Origin of the sequence: Candidatus Finniella inopinata, assembly GCF_004210305.1 — a bacterium.
Lineage (GTDB): Bacteria > Pseudomonadota > Alphaproteobacteria > Paracaedibacterales > CAIULA01 > Finniella > Finniella inopinata_A.
Window position 1 is genome coordinate 48176 of the sequence record NZ_SCFB01000001.1, and the last position, 18144, is coordinate 66319.

The window sequence follows — 18144 nt, forward strand, 5'->3', positions numbered from 1 at the left end:
AATTAGACCAATCTAATCAATTGTTAGTAGATTTCAAGTGTTTAATAAGCCGACTTATTTCCTTAAAAACCACTTTAACTTCACATAGTCGCGCAAAAATTTATGATATTCGCCGATTAAAAGAATAACTGTTTCTGTATTGCCCGCCTTCTTTTCCATGATGGGGTGGGGAAGGATGATAAGGGATGCTGGCAAATAATATCGAAAATGCAGCAAACTTCTTATCATATGGTAATTCGTCGTCACCAATCGCAATGATTGAATGTGATTTTGCTCAACCCAAAGGGCGGCTTCTTTTGCATTCCCCAATGTATTCTTAGCCTGGTATCCCAATTCGGCAGACGTTCCAGCAGTTGAATCCAAAGCTTCGACATGTTGATGGTTTAAAAGGGCGGACATTTTAACAGCAGGGTGGACCCCTGATATTAACAGTTTCCTACCCAAACCCTGCTGTACCAATTGAAAGCCCAACTGTACGCGTCCCTTTCGCCCCGTCAAAACCACGATTCCGTCTGTCGTGGTGGTGGTGTCTGATACCGTTCGTGGAATATTGTAAACGAAGACTAAAAATCCACCCAACCAAAGGATCAGGAATCCAACACCCCAAAAATGCCAACTCTTAAAGGTCATTGTTCCAAATGGTGCAAAAGGCGAAGGACCGTTAGATAGGATACAAAAGCACTGACAATTGCTGTCACAAGGGGCAACAACAAAAAGAAAGGCAATTGATAGAATGTGATTAAGGGCTCAAACAGAAGGGGTGAGCTCAATAAAGGTGGCAACATACTCAGGCAGTACAAAACAACCAAACTAATAACCAGGCCAATAAAACTTCCTTTCAAACAACTAAGAAAAGTTTTGTTTTGAAATTGCCGTGCAATGAAGGTATTTCTAGCCCCCATCAATCGCAAAATATCGACAATTGAACGATAGGCTGTAAGCGATGTTCTGGTCACTAAACTGACCAGTGCCATCATAATCATCAAAATAAGAATAATGCCCCCTAAGACCAACGTTTGAAGGGTGCGGTTATGAATTTGGACCATCGAATGCCATTTGGCATAGGGTTCCACATGAATTCCGGCTGCTATCTGGCGGAGTTGTTGGGTTAATCCTTTTATCTTTACAGGAACCTTACTGTCCAGAGTGACATCAATTAAAATGGGTAAGGGTAAATCCTCAACCGTGTTCAAGTCGTTTGCTAACGGACCTAATAAATTTATCAATTCTGATCGTTCCACCACCTCTATTTTTTGCAAGGAAGGGATGGTTTTTAAAAAGGTCGACACCTTTTCCAATAAAACAGCCGATTGTTCTGGATCTTTCTCGATTAAAGGTATCTCCACCGTAAAGGTCGGATTCGATCCTGTGTCCGGATCATAAACCGACAGAAAACCCATCACCATAAAAACGATGATAATGCTAAGGAATCCAACCGCCCAAGACAGATAGGTTTGCCCACCATCTTGGTTAAGGGGAAATTGGTGCAGGGAAGTGTTTCGAGTTTTCAACATCAGTAGTAGTCGCTAGGCCGGCGATTTTGAACGGGGGGTTTGGCCTGAATGCGCCCCTGATGCAGCTGCAGTTCGATATAGGGAAACGCACTGACCAATGCTTGGTTGTGGGTGGCCAAAACAATGCTTGTGCCCATTTTATTAAGTTCCTCAAACAACGACATCAAGCGATGGGCGCTGTGGGCATCCAAGTTGCCTGTTGGTTCATCAGCCAGCAATAACAACGGGCGGGTAATTACCGCCCGGGCAATAGCGACCCTTTGTTTTTGACCATCAGACAACTGAAAAGATAAGTTATGAAGATGATCGCCTAGACCTACCCAATGAAGCAACTCAGCCGCATATGTGTAAGCCCGACGGGTGTCAGTGCCTGTTATTTTTAAAGCTAACGCGACGTTATCTATTACTGACAAATGATCAATCAGTCGACAATCTTGAAAGACCAATCCCATTCGTTGACGAAAGCTGGGCAGTTCAGCAGCTGATAAACTATTCACATCACGGCCGAAAACGCTGACTCTTCCGCCTGAGGCTTTAAATCCACGGTATATCAATTTCAGTAATGAGGTTTTACCAGCGCCACTGGGGCCCGTTAAAAAGTAAAAGGTTCCGGCGAACAACGAATAGTTTAATTCATAGAAGACAGCTTGGCCTGTTGAATATTGTAATCCAACCCCTTCAAACTTAATAATTTCAACATTAGGACGCCGTTGGTAAGGCAAGGGCTGCTCTTCTTGAAGTTTTTTTGGATAGTATCGTTTTTGGACCTTGAAATCAACGATGGGTTTTTCTTGTGTCACTAACACGTGATAGGATCGATTTATATAACAAGCTAGTTGCCCGTTTAAGGTCCATTAGTTGTGCAGGGTTGCTCCTTAAAACTGCCGGCGAACAGGCGAATAATTCAAAAACTCAACAAAAAACGGGTGGATAATACCAAAAGGAAGAATGATAAATCAACGCATCAAACCAAAGGCTAGATGCCATTCGCGGTAAAATTGTTTGAAAAACTGTAATTTATCGCAAAAGTATTGTAGTCTTCCGCTATGAGCTTTTTTACTAAAAAATTACCGATACAACGCAAAGAATTGTTTGCGGCCCTTGATATAGGATCGAGCAAAGTCTGCTGTGCGATTGCAAAGCTTGATGGCGCAAGGCCGTCGCCTGATGACGTGCCCATGGAGGGTCGATCCCTTCGGGTTGTGGGTGTCGGCTATCAACTCTCCAAAGGGTTAAAATCAGGCGCCATTATAGATTTGGAATCTTTGGAAGATTCGATCCTAAGCGCTGTTCAAAATGCCGAACAGGCTGCAAGGCAGAATATTAACAGTGTCTATGTCAGCCTGCCGGCCTCCTTTACCCAATCGCATATTTTAAGGACAGAGATTTCCCTTTCTGGCAACCCTGTTGATGAAAGCCATTTACGGCGTTTGCTGAACTTAAATTATGAAGGCATTGTCAAAAACAACCGCCATATTATTCATATTTTACCCTTATCATATACCCTTGACTCTATCACAGGGATTCGTGACCCCAAAGGGATGGTCGGGGAAACCCTATCCGCGACGCTGCACGTTGTCAGCGCCCCTTTAAGCTTGATTCGAAACCTAAGCGGTTGCATCGGTCGTTGTCATTTGGATATTGCTGGGTATGTTTCATCGGCGTACGCCTCTGGCTTGGCGACGTTGGTTGAGGATGAATTGGAACTGGGCGTTACGGTGATTGACATGGGTGGGTCGCAAACTACGATCGCCTCTTTCATCAATGGTACGTTGGTTCGAATCAATTCGATTCCTTTGGGCGGCGGCAGTATCACCGCAGATATTGCCAGAGGACTTGGAACACCTTTAGCTCAGGCAGAGCGTCTGAAGACATTGTATGGCACGCTGATGCCATCCAGCTCCGATGATCGTGAAAACATCTTCATTCAGTCTATGGGGGAAACGGATAACAGTTACCAGCAGCACGTTTCAAAAGGAATGCTGATTCATATAATCAGATCTCGCGTTGAAGAGATTTTGGATTTGGTTTCGCAAAAAATGAAGACTTCTGAAGTTGACCCGTTGGTGTACCAGCGCTTGGTTATTACAGGCGGAGCAAGCCAGCTTCAGGGGTTGAGGGAAGTCACCGGTCAGCTGCTGACAAAGCAAGTGCGCCTTGGGTTGCCTATGGGCCTGACAGGGACGGTTGATATGATCAACAACCCCGCGTTTTCAACCTGTGCGGGGCTTTTGTTTTATGCCTTGCAAGATTATAACGGTGATCAAGTGGGCCCGCTGGCGCCCGCAAAATGGCAAATTGCGCAAAGATTAGGGCTGTGGTTTAAAGAGAATTTTTAGACTGTTACAAAAAAAATACAAGATTTAGCATAATTAGCGCGCTTCGCCGCCCAAGTGTCTCACATCTGTCTGAACTTATTCACAGCAATCAAGCAAAAAACAAGAGGGGGGTAAAGACAATAAACTGCAATTAAAAAAATATACCGACGATATATTAACTTGCAAGGGTGATCCCAATGAATTATGTTCGCCATGAAATACTCTGCGCCACCGCGTAAGTATTAAAATTTCGACGTATACAATAAGGGATACCAAGATCATGATGAAGAAAATGAATAAGGCGCAAGAGCAGGCATTATTAATGCTAATCGGTCTAACTTTCTTAGCCCCCCAAGCCAAAGGTAGTGGCGCTGGAGAGGAGCTGTATGATGCAACCAGTGGTTCATCTCTCCGTACTCCTGCAACAATGAAATTGGAAAGCTTACCTCCTTCCTCTGATAAAGGACCTATAGAATCAGCTGAAAAGCCAAGAAATCCCGCAATTTCAGTATCGCGGAAGAGAGACCGTGATGATTCTGAGAATGAGCAAGATGGTCTTGAAACTGAAGCTAAGAAGCGTTGCGACACAAACCAAAGCTCAAGCTCAAGCTCAAGCTCAAGCTCTTCCTCGTCTGCAGGGCCTACAAGTGATGCTAATCAAGACTTATCTGGTTTTTTACCACCTCTACCCGCACAACAACAAAGAACGACAGAAATAGAATCGGTACGTAATGTATTGATGGATGCAAATCTTGATTCAGATGCACGCGTCGTTCGTGCTTACAATATGTTCGTGGCAATGGATCACGCAGGCGCAGCGACAGAAGGCGCAGTAGGCTTGGTGAATGATCCAACTATTGGTATCGAGATACGCACACGCCTTGCTCAGAAATTTTTGTCTAATCATAATCTTGTTGATGCGCATTATATGCTGATAGCGAGAATCGTAGGTTGGCTGAATGATCCAACTATTGATAAAACTAAGAGCGTGGCTATTGCTGGGGATATTTTGGCTACTGTTAAGTATCCTCGTGCGCATTATGAGCCGATAGCGACAATCGCAGTAGGTTGGCTGAATGATCCAACTATTGATAAAACTAAGCGCGCAGAGCTTGCTGGGAGGATTTTGTCTAATAGTAATCTTGATCTGTATCATGCACCAGCAGCGACAATCGCAGTAGGTTGGCTGAATGATGCACGTATTAAAATCAATACGCGCGCAAAGCTTGCTCGGAATATTTTGGTTACTGATAATCTTAAGGAACATCATAAATCAGTAACGACAATCGCAGTAGGTTGGCTGAGTGATGAAAGTATTCATATCAAGACTTTCGAGGATATTGCTAGTGATATTTTGGCCAGTGAATATATTGATATAAATAGTCGTGTAGAGCTTGCTATCCGTTTTTTTAATGAATTTGACAGTGATAAAATGACCGGTTTTAGTAATAATCAAAATACACAAGATCTGGTATCCACAGTTGAGCCTTGGGTGACGAACGATAATATACCTATCCAAAAGCGTGCAAAGCTGGCTAGTGGTATTTTGAATGCAAACGGTTGGGATGAAAACGACAGTGAATATAGTACAAGTGTAGCGAAAACGGTGATCAGTTGGTTAGATAATGCAGATATTGATATAAATACTTGCGCAAATCTTGTTCTTAAAATTTTTGTTAATTATAATGGTGTTTATGAAGAAACGCAAATAGAGGTTGCAGTAGCAGCAATAAAATTGTTGAGTGATGCACGTATTGATATCAATAAGCGTGGAGATATTGCCATGTATATGTTGAGTATAGATCTTAGCGGCCCGTCCTTGGAACCCGCAGTAGACGTAATGATGAATATGTTGAGCAATACAAAGATTGAGAAAAGTCTTCGAAATACGATTGAAGCGTATATTGTAGATGGTCCTTTAAGCGGAGTTTCAAACCCCACGCTTGTAAGGATGCTAAATCATACAGCCATAAACGAATCTACACGCGCAGATATTGCTGAATCTATTGTGGATCAATATCCAGAAGAGGCTATAAATACGCTGAGTAAGCCCGATATGTGTATCAATGCACGCCGATGGCTTGCTCATTATATTTTGAAAGAGGATGCTCTTGCCGCACATCACGGAACGGTAGCATTAGCTCTTATAGGTTTGCTGAATGATGCAAGTATCGATATCAATACGCGCGCACTTCTTGCTCAGGATATTTTGAGTCAAGATGATCTTGATGAACAAGTAGCGACAATCGCAATAGGCTGGCTGAATGATGCACGTATTGATATCGATACACGCCGATGGCTTGCTTATTATATTTTGGAGGAAGATGCTCTTGCCGTACATCACGGAACGGTAGCATTAGTTCTTGTAGGTTTGCTGAATGATGCACGTATTGCTATCGAGGCTCGCACACGGTTTGCTGCCAGCATTTTAAAGAGAGATGCTCTTATTGAACATCACGAAAAGGCAGCCGCAGCTGCTAAAAATTGTCTGTCTAATTTAGGTGATGGTAGAGGTGACTATTCTATTATCAGAAATTCCGTAATTCTTGCTGAGTTGATTTTAAACAGAGATGCTCTTTCCCCATATCATGAAGCGGTAGCCAAGACCGTTAGAAACTGGGTAGGTAATGCAAATTTTCGTTTACCTGAACGTGCATCGATTGTTTCCAAGATTTTAGGCAGAAAGAACCTTGCCGCATATCACGCAGATCTATTGCCACCCATAAAATAGACCAACCATGGAGAGCTTTTAAGAAGGGGGCTTGATGGGGGCAAATATGCGCAATTGATAATTGCCGATGGAAGGAATGGTTTCAAATACAATGAAAATCTCATCTTGTTTTTCGAATTTTATAACGAAATTATGGGATGGGATCACCAATTACACATTTTGATTCAATTTCTTGAAGAGGCTGATCCGTACGAATTATCGGGTCACAATTAACTTTCCGAACTGGCAGCCCGTTGCAGGCGATCATTAAGGGCTGCCCCTAAACCTTTCAAAGGGATGGGCATGACGGCAATCCCCTTAAACAAACCTGGTTTATCCAGTTCGTTTAACATGGAGAATAAATTGGCTGCCGCTTCCTTTAAATCACCCGTTTTACTTAAATTAAGGTGGGCGGGTTGATCGTTGTGTCCAAAACCCAAGAAGGCCTCGCCGGGTTCAGCATGCAAACAATTGATGCGAAGGGGCAGTTGCGGGGCGTAATGACGTTTCATCATGCCGGGTGCCTTGATAGCGGTTGTGCCAACTTCCTGGTGGATCGCGTGTCCCAGAATTTCCTCTAACATTTCAACAGGTGTTCCGCCGGGGCGCAGTAAAACAGGCACGTCGCCGGATAAATCCAAAATGGTTGATTCAAGGCCCACTTGGCAGGGGCCGCCGTCCAGGATAAAAGGTGTGCGAGGCCCTAAACTTTGGTGGACAGCCTCTGTTGTTGTTGGGCTGATATGAAGCGACCGATTCGCACTTGGGGCCGCTAGGGGTTTTCCATAAGCCTTTAATAAATCTAAGGCCACAGGATGATGGGGAACCCGAATCGCCACTGTTTCTAACCCAGCTGTTACCAAAGAGCTAAGATTTGTTGGCTTTTTGTTCAAAACCAAGGTCAAAGGTGAGGGCTGTGTATGCCAAAAATAAGTTGCCAGTATTTCGGCAACCTTGGTGAAATAAGCCCATTGCTGGGCCTGTACATAATCTGACACATGAATAATTAATGGGTTAAACTGCGGGCGCTTTTTCAATTCATAAATCTTAGCCACTGCGTGCCCATTCAATGCATCAGCCGCCAATCCATAAACTGTTTCTGTGGGCATCACAACCAGATCACCTTGTGCTAAAAGTGTGCAGGCTTGATTGATAGAGGTTTTTTTTTTGGAGGGCATATTAACCATTTATTAATATTTAAAAATATATGTATATCAGCATTCATTTTTTTATTTGGGGAAAATAACAATGTATGATAAATTAAAAAAATTTACTTTGTTTTCGTTTGCTTTTGTCGTCAATCAAAGCCAACTTCATGCAACAGGCATGTCCGACAAAGATTTTGAAAAACCAGATCATTATCAATTAAAGCAGATTCATCAGGAAAAACTTAACTTAAACCGCCAAAAAACTGAAGTGCAAAAATTAATGGCGCAGGGGTTCCCTGAAAAAAGAGCCAAAGAAATTCATGCCCAAAATCAAGTCGCTCTGTTTTTTGAAAAACAACTTATAACGCCATTGGTGCCAGCCTGGAAAATTGTAGAACAGATTGGATCAACCTGCGAGGTAGTGTTGAATAAGGATAATAATGGGCTTTTAGATGAATTTTTTGTATCTTCCGATATTGAATGCCTTAAAGAAAAAGATGCCCCGCTTGTTTTTAATGAGACACGTTTTGTGACAGAAGGCGAAGAGATTCACCCCATTAAATTTAAAAGATTGCAGGAAAAATATTCGCATACATCATCTTACTTTTCCTTACTTTACTCCAGGAAGGCGGAAATAACCAAACCGTGTGGCAAAATGAATCTGACGGTTTCATCCTTGTCTATTTCAGGGCTTAAAACAACTTTGGAGCTATATAGTACTTTAAAACCCAGAATTGATAGATTGGATGTAGATCACATGCTGACTACTTTGAAATCTGATGGCACGTTGACTTTGTATAAAGTTGTCAAAAATGCTTAAGATCCATTTGGAAAAAATGAAAAGTGAACCATCAATTAACGATTTGTTAGGGTTTTTAATTTTAGACTTGATTCCATATTCTTTCCCTAACCAGTTGTAAATAATGAAATTTTTGAAAAGTTTTTTGTGTTTGATATATGGTTTTATTCTTAGTCAAGCTTATGTTTATGCAAGCTGTGATGCTGAGAAGGTTGTTGAGAAACAAAACACTTACTCGCTAAAAAGTCTTTCCGAGGGAAAAGTAGATTTAGACCATTTCCAGGTAGAAACAAAAAGCCTAATAGAGCAAGGATTTCCTGAGAAAAGAGCCAAAGAGATTTATGCTCATGAACAAATCAAAAAAATTTTTAGAAAAAAATTTAGATTAGTATCTGCCGGAAACTTCTTTGAAAAAATTGGGGGCGCTTGCGAGGTCGAGTTTCATAAGACTGATGCTGGTATTTTGGATGATATATTCACAAGCTCCGACTTAGAATGGATACAGAGGGGTAATTCGCCTCTTGTTTATAATGAAGTTCATTTCGTAGAAACAGAAAAAACAATTGCCCCTTTTGACCTTGAAAATTTAGAAGGCAAAGATCAATACAACTACACTTTACCTTCCCTTAACGTAAAGACCGGTAGCCTTGATGCCCAAATCCACAGACCCTGCGGTATCTTGAAGGCGTCATTATCGCCCCTTCACCTGACCGCAGCGTTGGGATTTCAAACTGCCTTAAAAACACGATTAGAGAAAATGCGGATTGGGCATACCCTTACCATTTTAAAACCCGATGGCACCTTGACGCTGTTTGATGTCATCAGAGGGGAATAACTGTTGCGAAAAGTGCATGAAAAAAGACATAATCTGCAAATTAAAATTGCAGCTACTCGTGAATCAAATTTCTCTTCATGGTGCGGAGCCGTATGCTTGTTCTTCCCTTTCCAAATTTTGACCCCGTTTTAGTACAAATGGGTCCACTTAAAATTCATTGGTATGGCCTGGCATATGCAGCAGGGATTGTGCTGGGTTGGAAATATGCGCTTTATCTGGCAAAAAGATACGTGCCGACCATCTTACCCCAATATCTTGACGGCTTCGTCACGTGGATTGTCGTTGGAATTGTCGTTGGAGGCCGCTTTGGCCACATTCTATTTTATGACCTGAGCCATTACATAAGCCACCCAGTCGAAATCTTGATGACCTGGAAGGGGGGGATGTCCTTTCATGGCGGGTTAGCGGGGGCTGTTATAGCAGCCTTCATTTATTGCCGACGCCTGAGAATCCCTTTGTTCGTCTTTGGTGATATTTTAACCTCTGCCTGCACAATTGGACTTGGGCTGGGCCGTATCACCAATTTCATCAACGCCGAATTATATGGAATAACCACCGATTTACCCTGGGGAGTGGTTTTCCCTAACGCTGGTGCCATGCCCCGCCATCCCAGTCAACTTTACGAAGCATTTGGTGAGGGGGCACTGTTGTGGATAGTCTTACATCAAGCCTGGAAAATCCCTGGGTTGCGTAGCCAGCCGGGCCGCATCACCGGGCTATTTTTTATGGGCTATGGCATCGTCAGATTTTTGGTTGAATATGTGCGTGAGCCTGAAATTATTTATGCGGTGGCTGGCTGCGCCATTACCCAAGGTCAGGTTTTGTCGCTGCCCTTGATCGCCCTGGGTGCTTGGTGGCTTCGACGGCAAGCAAAAAAAAACTAGTGATAAAATCTTTAAACACCGCTCTTTTAGAGGACCACACGCGCTGGCTTTTATGGTGGCCGGTGGGGATGGCTGCGGGGATACTTTTTTATTTCCAGCTTTTAACTGAACCTTCCTTAACTCTGGTTCTATTATGTGCGGGCTTGGTCCTAGCCTGTATAGCCGGCGTCCGCATCTTTTATAAAGATCACAGATTACTTACAGAAACTGCGGGTCTGTTCTGGGTTTATGCCCTTGTCAGCCTTATCGTCGGGTTTACGGTGGCTAAGGTTAGAACGGAACTCTTGGGCACTCCTTTGCTGAAGGAAGCTATCCGTTCGCTGGAGATTACAGGTACTTTGATTGATATCGAACACCCCGACTTGAAAAAGCCAGACAAACGACGGATCACGATTGACCAGGTTCAGTATGAGTCTGGCGTCCCTTCAACAATTCTGCCTACTAAAGTACGTCTCAATACGGCTGCCCTGAAATTGGACGCGGAACCGGGTGACCAGATTCGGTGTCGCGTCAGCCTTTTGCCTTTGTCGCCCCCTGTCAGCCTGCAGGGATACAATTTTCAGCGTCAGGCATATTTCGCAGGTATTGGGGCAGTGGGTCGCGTTCAATCTTGCCAAACCCTTTCTAAAAAACCCAAAACCAAACTTTACCAGGGCCGATACAAGCTAACTCAAGCCCTTAGAAAACATTTACCCGGACCAACTGGTGAAATTGCCGCCGCCTTAATAACCGGTGACCGATCAGGCATCCCCAAAGACATTCGTCAACATTTCACGGATGCCGGAATTGCCCATATTTTGGCCATTTCAGGTCTGCATGTCACGTTGGTGGCCGGTATTCTTTTCTTTTTAATCAGGCGGGGTTTGGGCCTGGTTCCTTACTTGGCAGAAAACTATGGTATCAAGAAATGGGCCGCGGTCGCAGCGATTGCTGCAACAGGTCTCTATTTAGCCATTTCTGGTTATGGGTTTCCAGCCCAAAGGGCCTTTATGATGACCACCCTTGTCATGGTTGGCATTTTGTATGATCGAAACCCTTTGTCTATGCGATCATTGGCCATTGCGGCCACAGTTATTTTAAGTCTTTATCCGAAAAGCATTGTATCGGTTAGCTTTCAACTTTCATTTGCAGCCGTTACAGGGTTGGTGGCTGTTTATGAAGGGGGATATCAACCGTTGAAAGATTGGATGGTTCGCCAATCTACTCAGCGTTGGATTCGTAGGCCTTTGGGGTATGGTTTCGGTATCGTTTTAACTACTCTTGTTGCCACCGTGGCCACGACCCCCTTTGTCGTTTACACCTTCAACCGGTTCACTTTGCAGGCTATTTTGGGCAATTTAGTCGCCATTCCCTTAACAAGTTTATGGATCATGCCACTTGGCGTTTTATCAGTGTTATCGTTGAGCGTAGGCGGCAGTGATACTCTGTTTTGGTTGTGGGGACTTGGGATCCACTGGCTTTGCCAAAGTGCTGAATGGATTGCTGCCTTGCCTGGTGCCGCCATTCCTGTGGCAACGCCCCATCCAGGTTTTTTGATGCTGACAACAGTTGGAGGATTATGGCTGTGTTTATGGCAAAAGCGGTGGCGTTGGTTGGGCCTTGTGCCCTTGATAGCTTCCATTGGTTTTCTATTCTTTGACCATCATCCCCATATCTATTTAGCCGGTGATGGGTCAGTCATGGCGTACCGTTTCAATAGAACCCTTTATGTATCCTCTGAAAAACGGGGCGCTTTTTATTTTGAACAATGGGCGCGTGAATTGGGTGGATTGGAAGTAAAGCCATGGCCGGGCTCTAACATCCTTTTAACGCCTGACATTCTGCTGATGAATGACCCTTATCATCAACGATTGAAAGATATTCAGCAGATTTGTCGAAACCATGATCAGGCTTTTATTCTTAGCAATGGTTATATATGGCGTCAGTGCCAGCGATTTGTCCCTTCGCAACATATTATCGACCGTCGTTCGCTTATAGAAAATAGTACGCAATTCATTTATCTAACGTCCAAAGGGCCTTCCTTTGTGTGCCTTAGGGGCCGGCTTGGTAAGCGACCATGGTATATTGCTAGGTAATATTTAAAACTTGAGACAAAACCCTAAATTTTATGGGCAATAAGGCCGAATTGTTCTTTCCCATCCCTTAATCGGGCCGAGGCGCAAAATTTTTTCATGGAAATAAAATCAAATTTTTCAACAACAAATCCAAATTTTTCTAAGGCCCGCGTCAAAGGGCGTTGGTCCATAACATGCAGCGTTTTTGGCAAACCATAGGCTTGTTCTGGCAGTATCTTATGGGTTAATAAGTTATCACCTGGCCATGGATTGCCCTCTGCCCATGCCTTGTCATAGGCTGGTAAAACTTTTTCACGGTATTCCCCATGATGAGGTGGCAAAACAACAATAAATAGTTTGCCGCCTGGTACTAACCATCGGGCTATTTTTTTAAAGCCGGCTTCAATTTCTTCCGGTGATAAAAAATGGATGACCCTGTGGAGAATAACGCCGCTTAAAGAGGCATCGGGAAAGTCCGTCTGATTGGGGAATCGTTTATTGTTAAGATACAAACGGTGATAATCTTTAGCTGATATTTGTTGAAGTCCATGCATAAGGTGTCGAAAATCAAGGTCGTTATAAATTATCGTAGCACCCTGACTGACCAAAACTTTAACCAAGCGTCCATATCCCCCACCAATGTCGGCCAGGGGATAACCGGCATTTTTGGCATACTCAATAATTGCAGTGCATATCCAGCTCTCTTTAATTGTCGCAGGATCTAAAGCGTCAAAGCCAAATCGATTATAGGTTAACAAGGTTTTCCCCGTATGGCTTAAAGGAGCATCGGTTGGAAAATCTTTAGAATATTTATCTAATTCTGGGTCGGTGGCGGGTACTCCAAAACCAGTAGCATTGTCGAACAGTTTATGCAGTTCCTTTGCCCACGGTGTGGCTTGTAGGGTGTTGTGACTAGCCAATAAATATAAAAATAAAAAGCTGGAGAAAATGTGATTTTTTATGTTCATAAGTTTAGAATTTCCAACTTTTGATTATTTGAAAACAAAACTACACTAAAATATTTTTGTCAAGCAACTGTAATGGTTCTGCTGCCAAGATTTTATTGTCAAAACAATGATTTGTTACACGCTCTCATCAAATTCTCTTTCCTCTCGCACAACCAAATTACAACAAGATTGTAAAGTTTTCTGTATTTCGGGTCAAAAACACCTTATAAAGGGAAAATTGAGAGACCTTTAATTTAGGAATATAGGGAAAGTTTTATGGAAATGATGTCATATCTTGTGGTTGGCTGTGCGGTTTTTGCCATCCTTTATGCTGTTTATGCCAGTCGGCAGGTTTTTGCCGCACCAACAGGCACGCCTGAAATGCGTGAAATTGCTCTGGCCATTCAAGTGGGCGCTAAGGCTTATCTGAATCGTCAGTACGGTACAATTGCCATCGTCGGTGTTTTGATTGCTGGTTTGTTAGCTTACTTTTTATCATCACTTGTATCGCTTGGCTTTATCATCGGTGCCGTTTTGTCAGGGGCTGCTGGTTATATTGGTATGAATGTTTCTGTTCGTGCGAACGTTCGTACGGCCGAGGCTGCCCGGACAGGTCTGGCTCATGCTTTGCACATTGCCTTTCAATCAGGCGCCATCACAGGCATGTTGGTTGTAGGCCTTGGTTTGCTAGGGGTCAGCGTCTATTATTTTTATCTTTTAAATGCGCAAATCGAACAACGCCAATTGCTAGAGGCGATGGTCGCCCTTAGCTTTGGTGCGTCTCTGATTTCCATTTTTGCCCGTTTGGGTGGTGGTATTTTTACCAAGGGTGCTGACGTCGGTGCTGACTTGGTCGGTAAGATTGAAGCTGGGATCCCAGAAGATGACCCCAGGAACCCAGCCGTGATTGCCGACAACGTGGGCGACAACGTGGGCGATTGTGCTGGTATGGCCGCTGACTTATTTGAAACCTATGCGGTAACTATTGTTGCTTCTATGTTATTGGCAGCCATATATTTTAAGGGATCCTTGCAGTCCATTTTCATGATGTATCCTTTAGCAATTAGTGCTGTTTGCATTATTGGTTCAATCTTAGGAACTTTCTTTGTCAAATTGGATTCTTCCAACAATATCATGAAGGCCCTTTATAAAGGGTTGGGTGCTGCCAGTATCTTTTCGGCAGGGTTGATCTACGTTACAACAGAATATTTGTTTCAGGGAGTTTCGCTAACGGCAGGTGGTGCTGAATTTAGCCTGTACAATCTTGAGATGTGCTGTTTGACAGGTTTGGTTGTAACCGGCTTGTTGGTGTGGATTACGGAATACTATACCTCTACCGCTTATCGTCCGGTTAAAAGTGTTGCTGAGGCGTCAACGACGGGTCATGCCACAAACATTATCCAGGGATTGGCTGTTTCGATGGAAGCAACCGCCTTACCCGTTTTGGTTATTTGCGGGGCGATTCTTGTGGCCTATATCAATGCAGGATTGTTTGGTATATCCATTGCGGCGACAACGATGTTGGCTTTGGCCGGTATGATCGTGGCCTTAGATGCCTATGGACCCGTGACTGACAACGCTGGCGGTATTGCTGAGATGGCCAATCTTCCTAAATCAGTGCGGACTGTCACGGATGCTTTGGACGCCGTTGGGAATACAACCAAGGCGGTTACAAAAGGCTATGCGATTGGATCAGCAGCCCTTGCAGCCCTGGTTTTGTTTGCGGCCTACACAGAAGATCTGAAACACTATTTTCCCAACTTGCAGGTAAATTTCAGCTTGCAAGATCCTTATGTGCTGGTCGGATTATTCATCGGTGGATTGTTACCATTCTTGTTCGCAGCAATGGGTATGAAGGCAGTGGGACGGGCAGGGGCAGCCGTGGTTGTTGAGGTGCGTCGTCAATTCCGTGAAATTAAGGGTATTATGTCTGGCGAAGCAAAGCCTGATTACAGTGCCGCCGTTGACATGTTAACCAAGTCAGCCATTCGCGAAATGATCATCCCATCGATGTTGCCCGTGTTGGCACCTATCGTTATGTATTACGCGATTCATGCCGTTGCTGGCCAGGCAGAGGCTTTCTCAGCCTTAGGGGCGATGTTGATGGGGACTATCGTAACAGGCTTGTTTGTTGCCATTTCGATGACATCTGGTGGTGGTGCGTGGGATAACGCCAAAAAGTATATCGAAGATGGTCATCACGGTGGTAAAGGGTCGGAGGCTCATAAAGCTGCCGTGACCGGTGATACGGTTGGTGATCCTTATAAAGATACAGCCGGTCCAGCGATTAACCCGATGATTAAAATCATCAACATCGTTGCCTTGTTGTTATTGGCAATTTTGGCTCATTAAAAAACAATACTGTTATAAGCGCCGCAAAGATTTATTCTCTGCGGCGTTTTTTTTGTGTCTCTAAGCTTCTTTCTCTTCAAAGAATCCGGGCAGTGAAACGGCGTATCCGCCATAGAAATGTTTTTCAAAATACGCCTGACTTAGATATCCTCTGCCGCCATTGCCCCAGGATGATCCCCATGAATTTTGAATGTAAAAACAATCTTTTTGACCAAGATGATCCCCTATCCCCAACATGGCGATTGCACTGACATCTCCTCAGCCTAGTTTTTAAAATTACGGTTTCTGCTATTTCTCAAACTTTTGTAGATTGATTTGATTTTGTAGGTTTTGAGAGATCTACTTCCTGTTTTTTTTATTTTTAGACACTATCCTCCCCTTTAAAAGACTTACCGTTTATATCAGTCAATCCGCTCAAACGCGCTTTAAATTGTGGTCAGCGGTTAGAATTTTCAATAAGTATTTGTTGTCCCAGCCTGCTACCTTCCGTCGACAGCTCACCCCTCGTTTATTCGTTTTTTCTTGCTTGAGTAGATTCAAAGCAATACGTCTCATGACAGCCAAATTCTTGGCCGCGTGGCCAACATGCACCTGGTTATGGTCTTCCCTAAAACCTACATCCAAAGACCAGTGCAGGTTAATTTCTATGTTCCAGTGTTTTCTGACAGCAACCATAAACTGATCAATATTTTCATAGGCTAAACTTGTTAGAAAGTAGCGGGTACTACGCTCAACCTGATTATTAGTTGTGCGTGTTGTTTCAAGCATGCCAACACCCTTTAACCCAGGCCAACGAAGTTGAAATACTGCCGGATCGCGTGCTGATACTAATGTATAGCGACGTGTTTCTATGCGACCATGATCATGGATCTTCTCTACTTTCCGTCGATTAAGCATCTTCTTGTACTGACGTGATTCTCCTATATGGAAAATTGCCTTGACCATTTCATGAAGCTTCGGTTGATTATCTTTTAGAGCTAATACGTAGTCTGCACCTTGAATTAAGATCTCTTCAGCAATTGACTGCTGACAACCCATGGCGTCAATGGTGACTGTACTACCAGTAACATCAATCATCTTGAGTAATTTTGGAATGGCTGTAATTTCATTGGATTTTTCATCCGTTTTAACTTGCCCTAAAAGAAGACTTTGATTGCTTGCCCAGGCACTTACAATGTGTAGGGCTTTTTTCTCTTTTCTTCTGTTGCCAGAACCCCGTAGCGTTTTTCCATCAATAGCAATAATCTCAGAATTAACATCGATAGAGAGTGACTTGATCCATGCATAAAAGCAGGATTCAAATTGCTCTGGGTCAAGTATGGAAAACACACGGCCAAAAGTATCATGAGATGGCACACCATTAGGCAGCTCGAGAAATGTTGATAACCAATCGTATTTGGCTTTGCCAAATTCACTAATATCAACCCAGTTATCAGCGCCACAAATTGTGGCCAATATTGTTATTACCAAGATATCGTGCAATTTGTGAAGCTTGTTGTGGTTATCAATACGAGGATCGGCAAGAGGTTCAAAATGTTTGAGGAAAGTATCTGATAACTGCATCCCTGTTTCCTTTTTCTTTATTGAGAAAAAAGAATAATAACAACGGATAGAACAGCAGAAAAGCCGAATAAAAAATTAGGAAATAATTTTTAGAATACTAAACTAATTTTCAGTGCAATCGCCATGCTATCCCCAATACTAAAATCACATGCATGTCTCTGGCTAAGGCCCCGTTGCCCTGAATAACAGAATCTCCTCGCGCACCAACAAAGTCTTGGGTGGCGCTGATTCCTATAACAAGGGGATTGTCGTTTTGTGTTTGGTCCTTAAGGTGTTTATAGAAGTCAGGTGCGAATGTTTTGGGGCGTTCAATTGGTGTGTAGAAAAGATGTTTTTTTACTTTAGCATAAGGGTTTTGGTGGTCGCACAGTTCTGTTTTTCGAAGAATCGACCCTTGTAGCAAAAGTGGTTTCACGGATGGCGTAATACCGTCGAAACTTGTATCGCTCGCAATATGTAGCATTTCTGGGGGAACCGGCGTCTGTTGTTCAGCATAAGGCCACCCATTTACAAAATAGCCGTCTTCAAGTTTGAAAGAGTTTTCAGGAAAACACCCATACTTATTCAGCGTTATCAGAGCCTCTCCAATTGAAACACCAAAATCCGGGCGCCAGGCAGTATAGACATTTTTTTTCCAATCATTAATACCTGAAAAGGCACTATATTTTGCCAGCGTATACAGGCCACTGCGCGATATTTTTAAAGGATAAAGGGGACTTTGGTGACTAGAATTCTTTGGGGTTGTTAGGTATTCGATTGCCGAAGCTATGGCGTTAATGGTGCAATCGTTATAGTTTTGGTTCAGAACCGATGGTAACGTTCCTGAAACTTGAACTTTATCAATTTGCGCATCAGATGCGTATGTTGGGTGATCTATGATAATTGTAAGAAGGAGGATGAACCAAATTTTTTGACTTCTCATAAGATATTCCTTTAAATTAGGTTGCTAAGAGAAGCAAATAGTTTAAGAGTATTAAATATTTATTAACAATGTGCTGGTTTTTTGTTAATTTTAACTAA

14 protein-coding genes are annotated in these 18144 nt (G+C 43.2%); 7 read left to right on the top strand and 7 right to left on the bottom strand.

From position 1 onward, the window contains the following. Positions 1-54 precede the first annotated feature (54 nt). The 3 genes from EQU50_RS00280 to EQU50_RS00290 are packed head-to-tail and all read right to left on the bottom strand — an operon-like array spanning position 55 to position 2320. Positions 55-630: a YdcF family protein gene (locus EQU50_RS00280; protein WP_130153173.1), complete on the bottom strand. Its 576-nt coding sequence runs from the start codon at positions 628-630 to the stop codon at positions 55-57. Then, positions 627-1514, bottom strand: a complete 888-nt coding sequence (locus tag EQU50_RS00285) for a cell division protein FtsX (RefSeq protein WP_130153174.1) — start codon at positions 1512-1514, stop codon at positions 627-629. Before EQU50_RS00285 ends, EQU50_RS00280 begins: the two co-directional genes overlap by 4 nt. After that, complete coding sequence (locus EQU50_RS00290; protein ID WP_242508794.1) at positions 1514-2320, bottom strand: cell division ATP-binding protein FtsE; 807 nt, start codon at positions 2318-2320, stop codon at positions 1514-1516. Before EQU50_RS00290 ends, EQU50_RS00285 begins: the two co-directional genes overlap by 1 nt. A 240-nt stretch (positions 2321-2560) precedes the next feature. Between EQU50_RS00290 and ftsA the strand changes: the two genes are divergently transcribed. Both ftsA and EQU50_RS00300 read left to right on the top strand, forming a co-directional pair. Next, complete coding sequence (ftsA, locus tag EQU50_RS00295; protein WP_130153175.1) at positions 2561-3853, top strand: cell division protein FtsA; 1293 nt, start codon at positions 2561-2563, stop codon at positions 3851-3853. A 259-nt stretch (positions 3854-4112) separates the two neighbouring features. Next, the gene (locus EQU50_RS00300; RefSeq protein WP_130153176.1) at positions 4113-6563 is read left to right on the top strand and encodes a hypothetical protein; all 2451 of its coding nucleotides are present in this window, start codon (positions 4113-4115) and stop codon (positions 6561-6563) included. Positions 6564-6772: 209 nt separating this feature from the next. Here the strand turns inward: EQU50_RS00300 and EQU50_RS00305 are convergent, their stop codons facing one another. Further along, on the bottom strand, positions 6773-7729 hold the full coding sequence (locus EQU50_RS00305; RefSeq protein ID WP_130153177.1) for an L-threonylcarbamoyladenylate synthase: 957 nt from the start codon (positions 7727-7729) through the stop codon (positions 6773-6775). Between the two features lie 61 nt (positions 7730-7790). On the opposite strand from EQU50_RS00305, the gene EQU50_RS00310 reads away from it, so the two are divergent. From EQU50_RS00310 to EQU50_RS00325, 4 genes are all read left to right on the top strand, one after another. Then, on the top strand, positions 7791-8510 hold the full coding sequence (locus EQU50_RS00310; protein ID WP_130153178.1) for a hypothetical protein: 720 nt from the start codon (positions 7791-7793) through the stop codon (positions 8508-8510). A 130-nt stretch (positions 8511-8640) separates the two neighbouring features. Next, complete coding sequence (locus EQU50_RS00315; RefSeq protein ID WP_165380268.1) at positions 8641-9324, top strand: hypothetical protein; 684 nt, start codon at positions 8641-8643, stop codon at positions 9322-9324. Between the two features lie 92 nt (positions 9325-9416). Then, positions 9417-10208, top strand: a complete 792-nt coding sequence (gene lgt / locus EQU50_RS00320) for a prolipoprotein diacylglyceryl transferase (protein WP_207216263.1) — start codon at positions 9417-9419, stop codon at positions 10206-10208. Then, the gene (locus EQU50_RS00325; RefSeq protein WP_130153181.1) at positions 10208-12283 is read left to right on the top strand and encodes a ComEC/Rec2 family competence protein; all 2076 of its coding nucleotides are present in this window, start codon (positions 10208-10210) and stop codon (positions 12281-12283) included. The genes lgt and EQU50_RS00325 overlap by 1 nt, the downstream gene beginning before the upstream one ends. Positions 12284-12306: 23 nt before the next feature. Here the strand turns inward: EQU50_RS00325 and EQU50_RS00330 are convergent, their stop codons facing one another. After that, on the bottom strand, positions 12307-13230 hold the full coding sequence (locus EQU50_RS00330; RefSeq protein WP_130153182.1) for a class I SAM-dependent methyltransferase: 924 nt from the start codon (positions 13228-13230) through the stop codon (positions 12307-12309). A gap of 255 nt (positions 13231-13485) precedes the next feature. Here EQU50_RS00330 and EQU50_RS00335 point away from each other — a divergent pair, with 255 nt between their 5' ends. Next, entirely contained in the window at positions 13486-15561 is a 2076-nt protein-coding gene (locus EQU50_RS00335; RefSeq protein ID WP_130153183.1) for a sodium-translocating pyrophosphatase, read from the top strand. 414 nt (positions 15562-15975) lie between these two features. On the opposite strand, the gene EQU50_RS00340 is transcribed toward EQU50_RS00335, so the two are convergent. After that, the gene (locus tag EQU50_RS00340; RefSeq protein WP_130153184.1) at positions 15976-17124 is read right to left on the bottom strand and encodes an ISAs1 family transposase; all 1149 of its coding nucleotides are present in this window, start codon (positions 17122-17124) and stop codon (positions 15976-15978) included. Between the two features lie 109 nt (positions 17125-17233). Then, the gene (locus EQU50_RS00345; RefSeq protein WP_130153185.1) at positions 17234-18046 is read right to left on the bottom strand and encodes a hypothetical protein; all 813 of its coding nucleotides are present in this window, start codon (positions 18044-18046) and stop codon (positions 17234-17236) included. Positions 18047-18144: the final 98 nt, after the last annotated feature.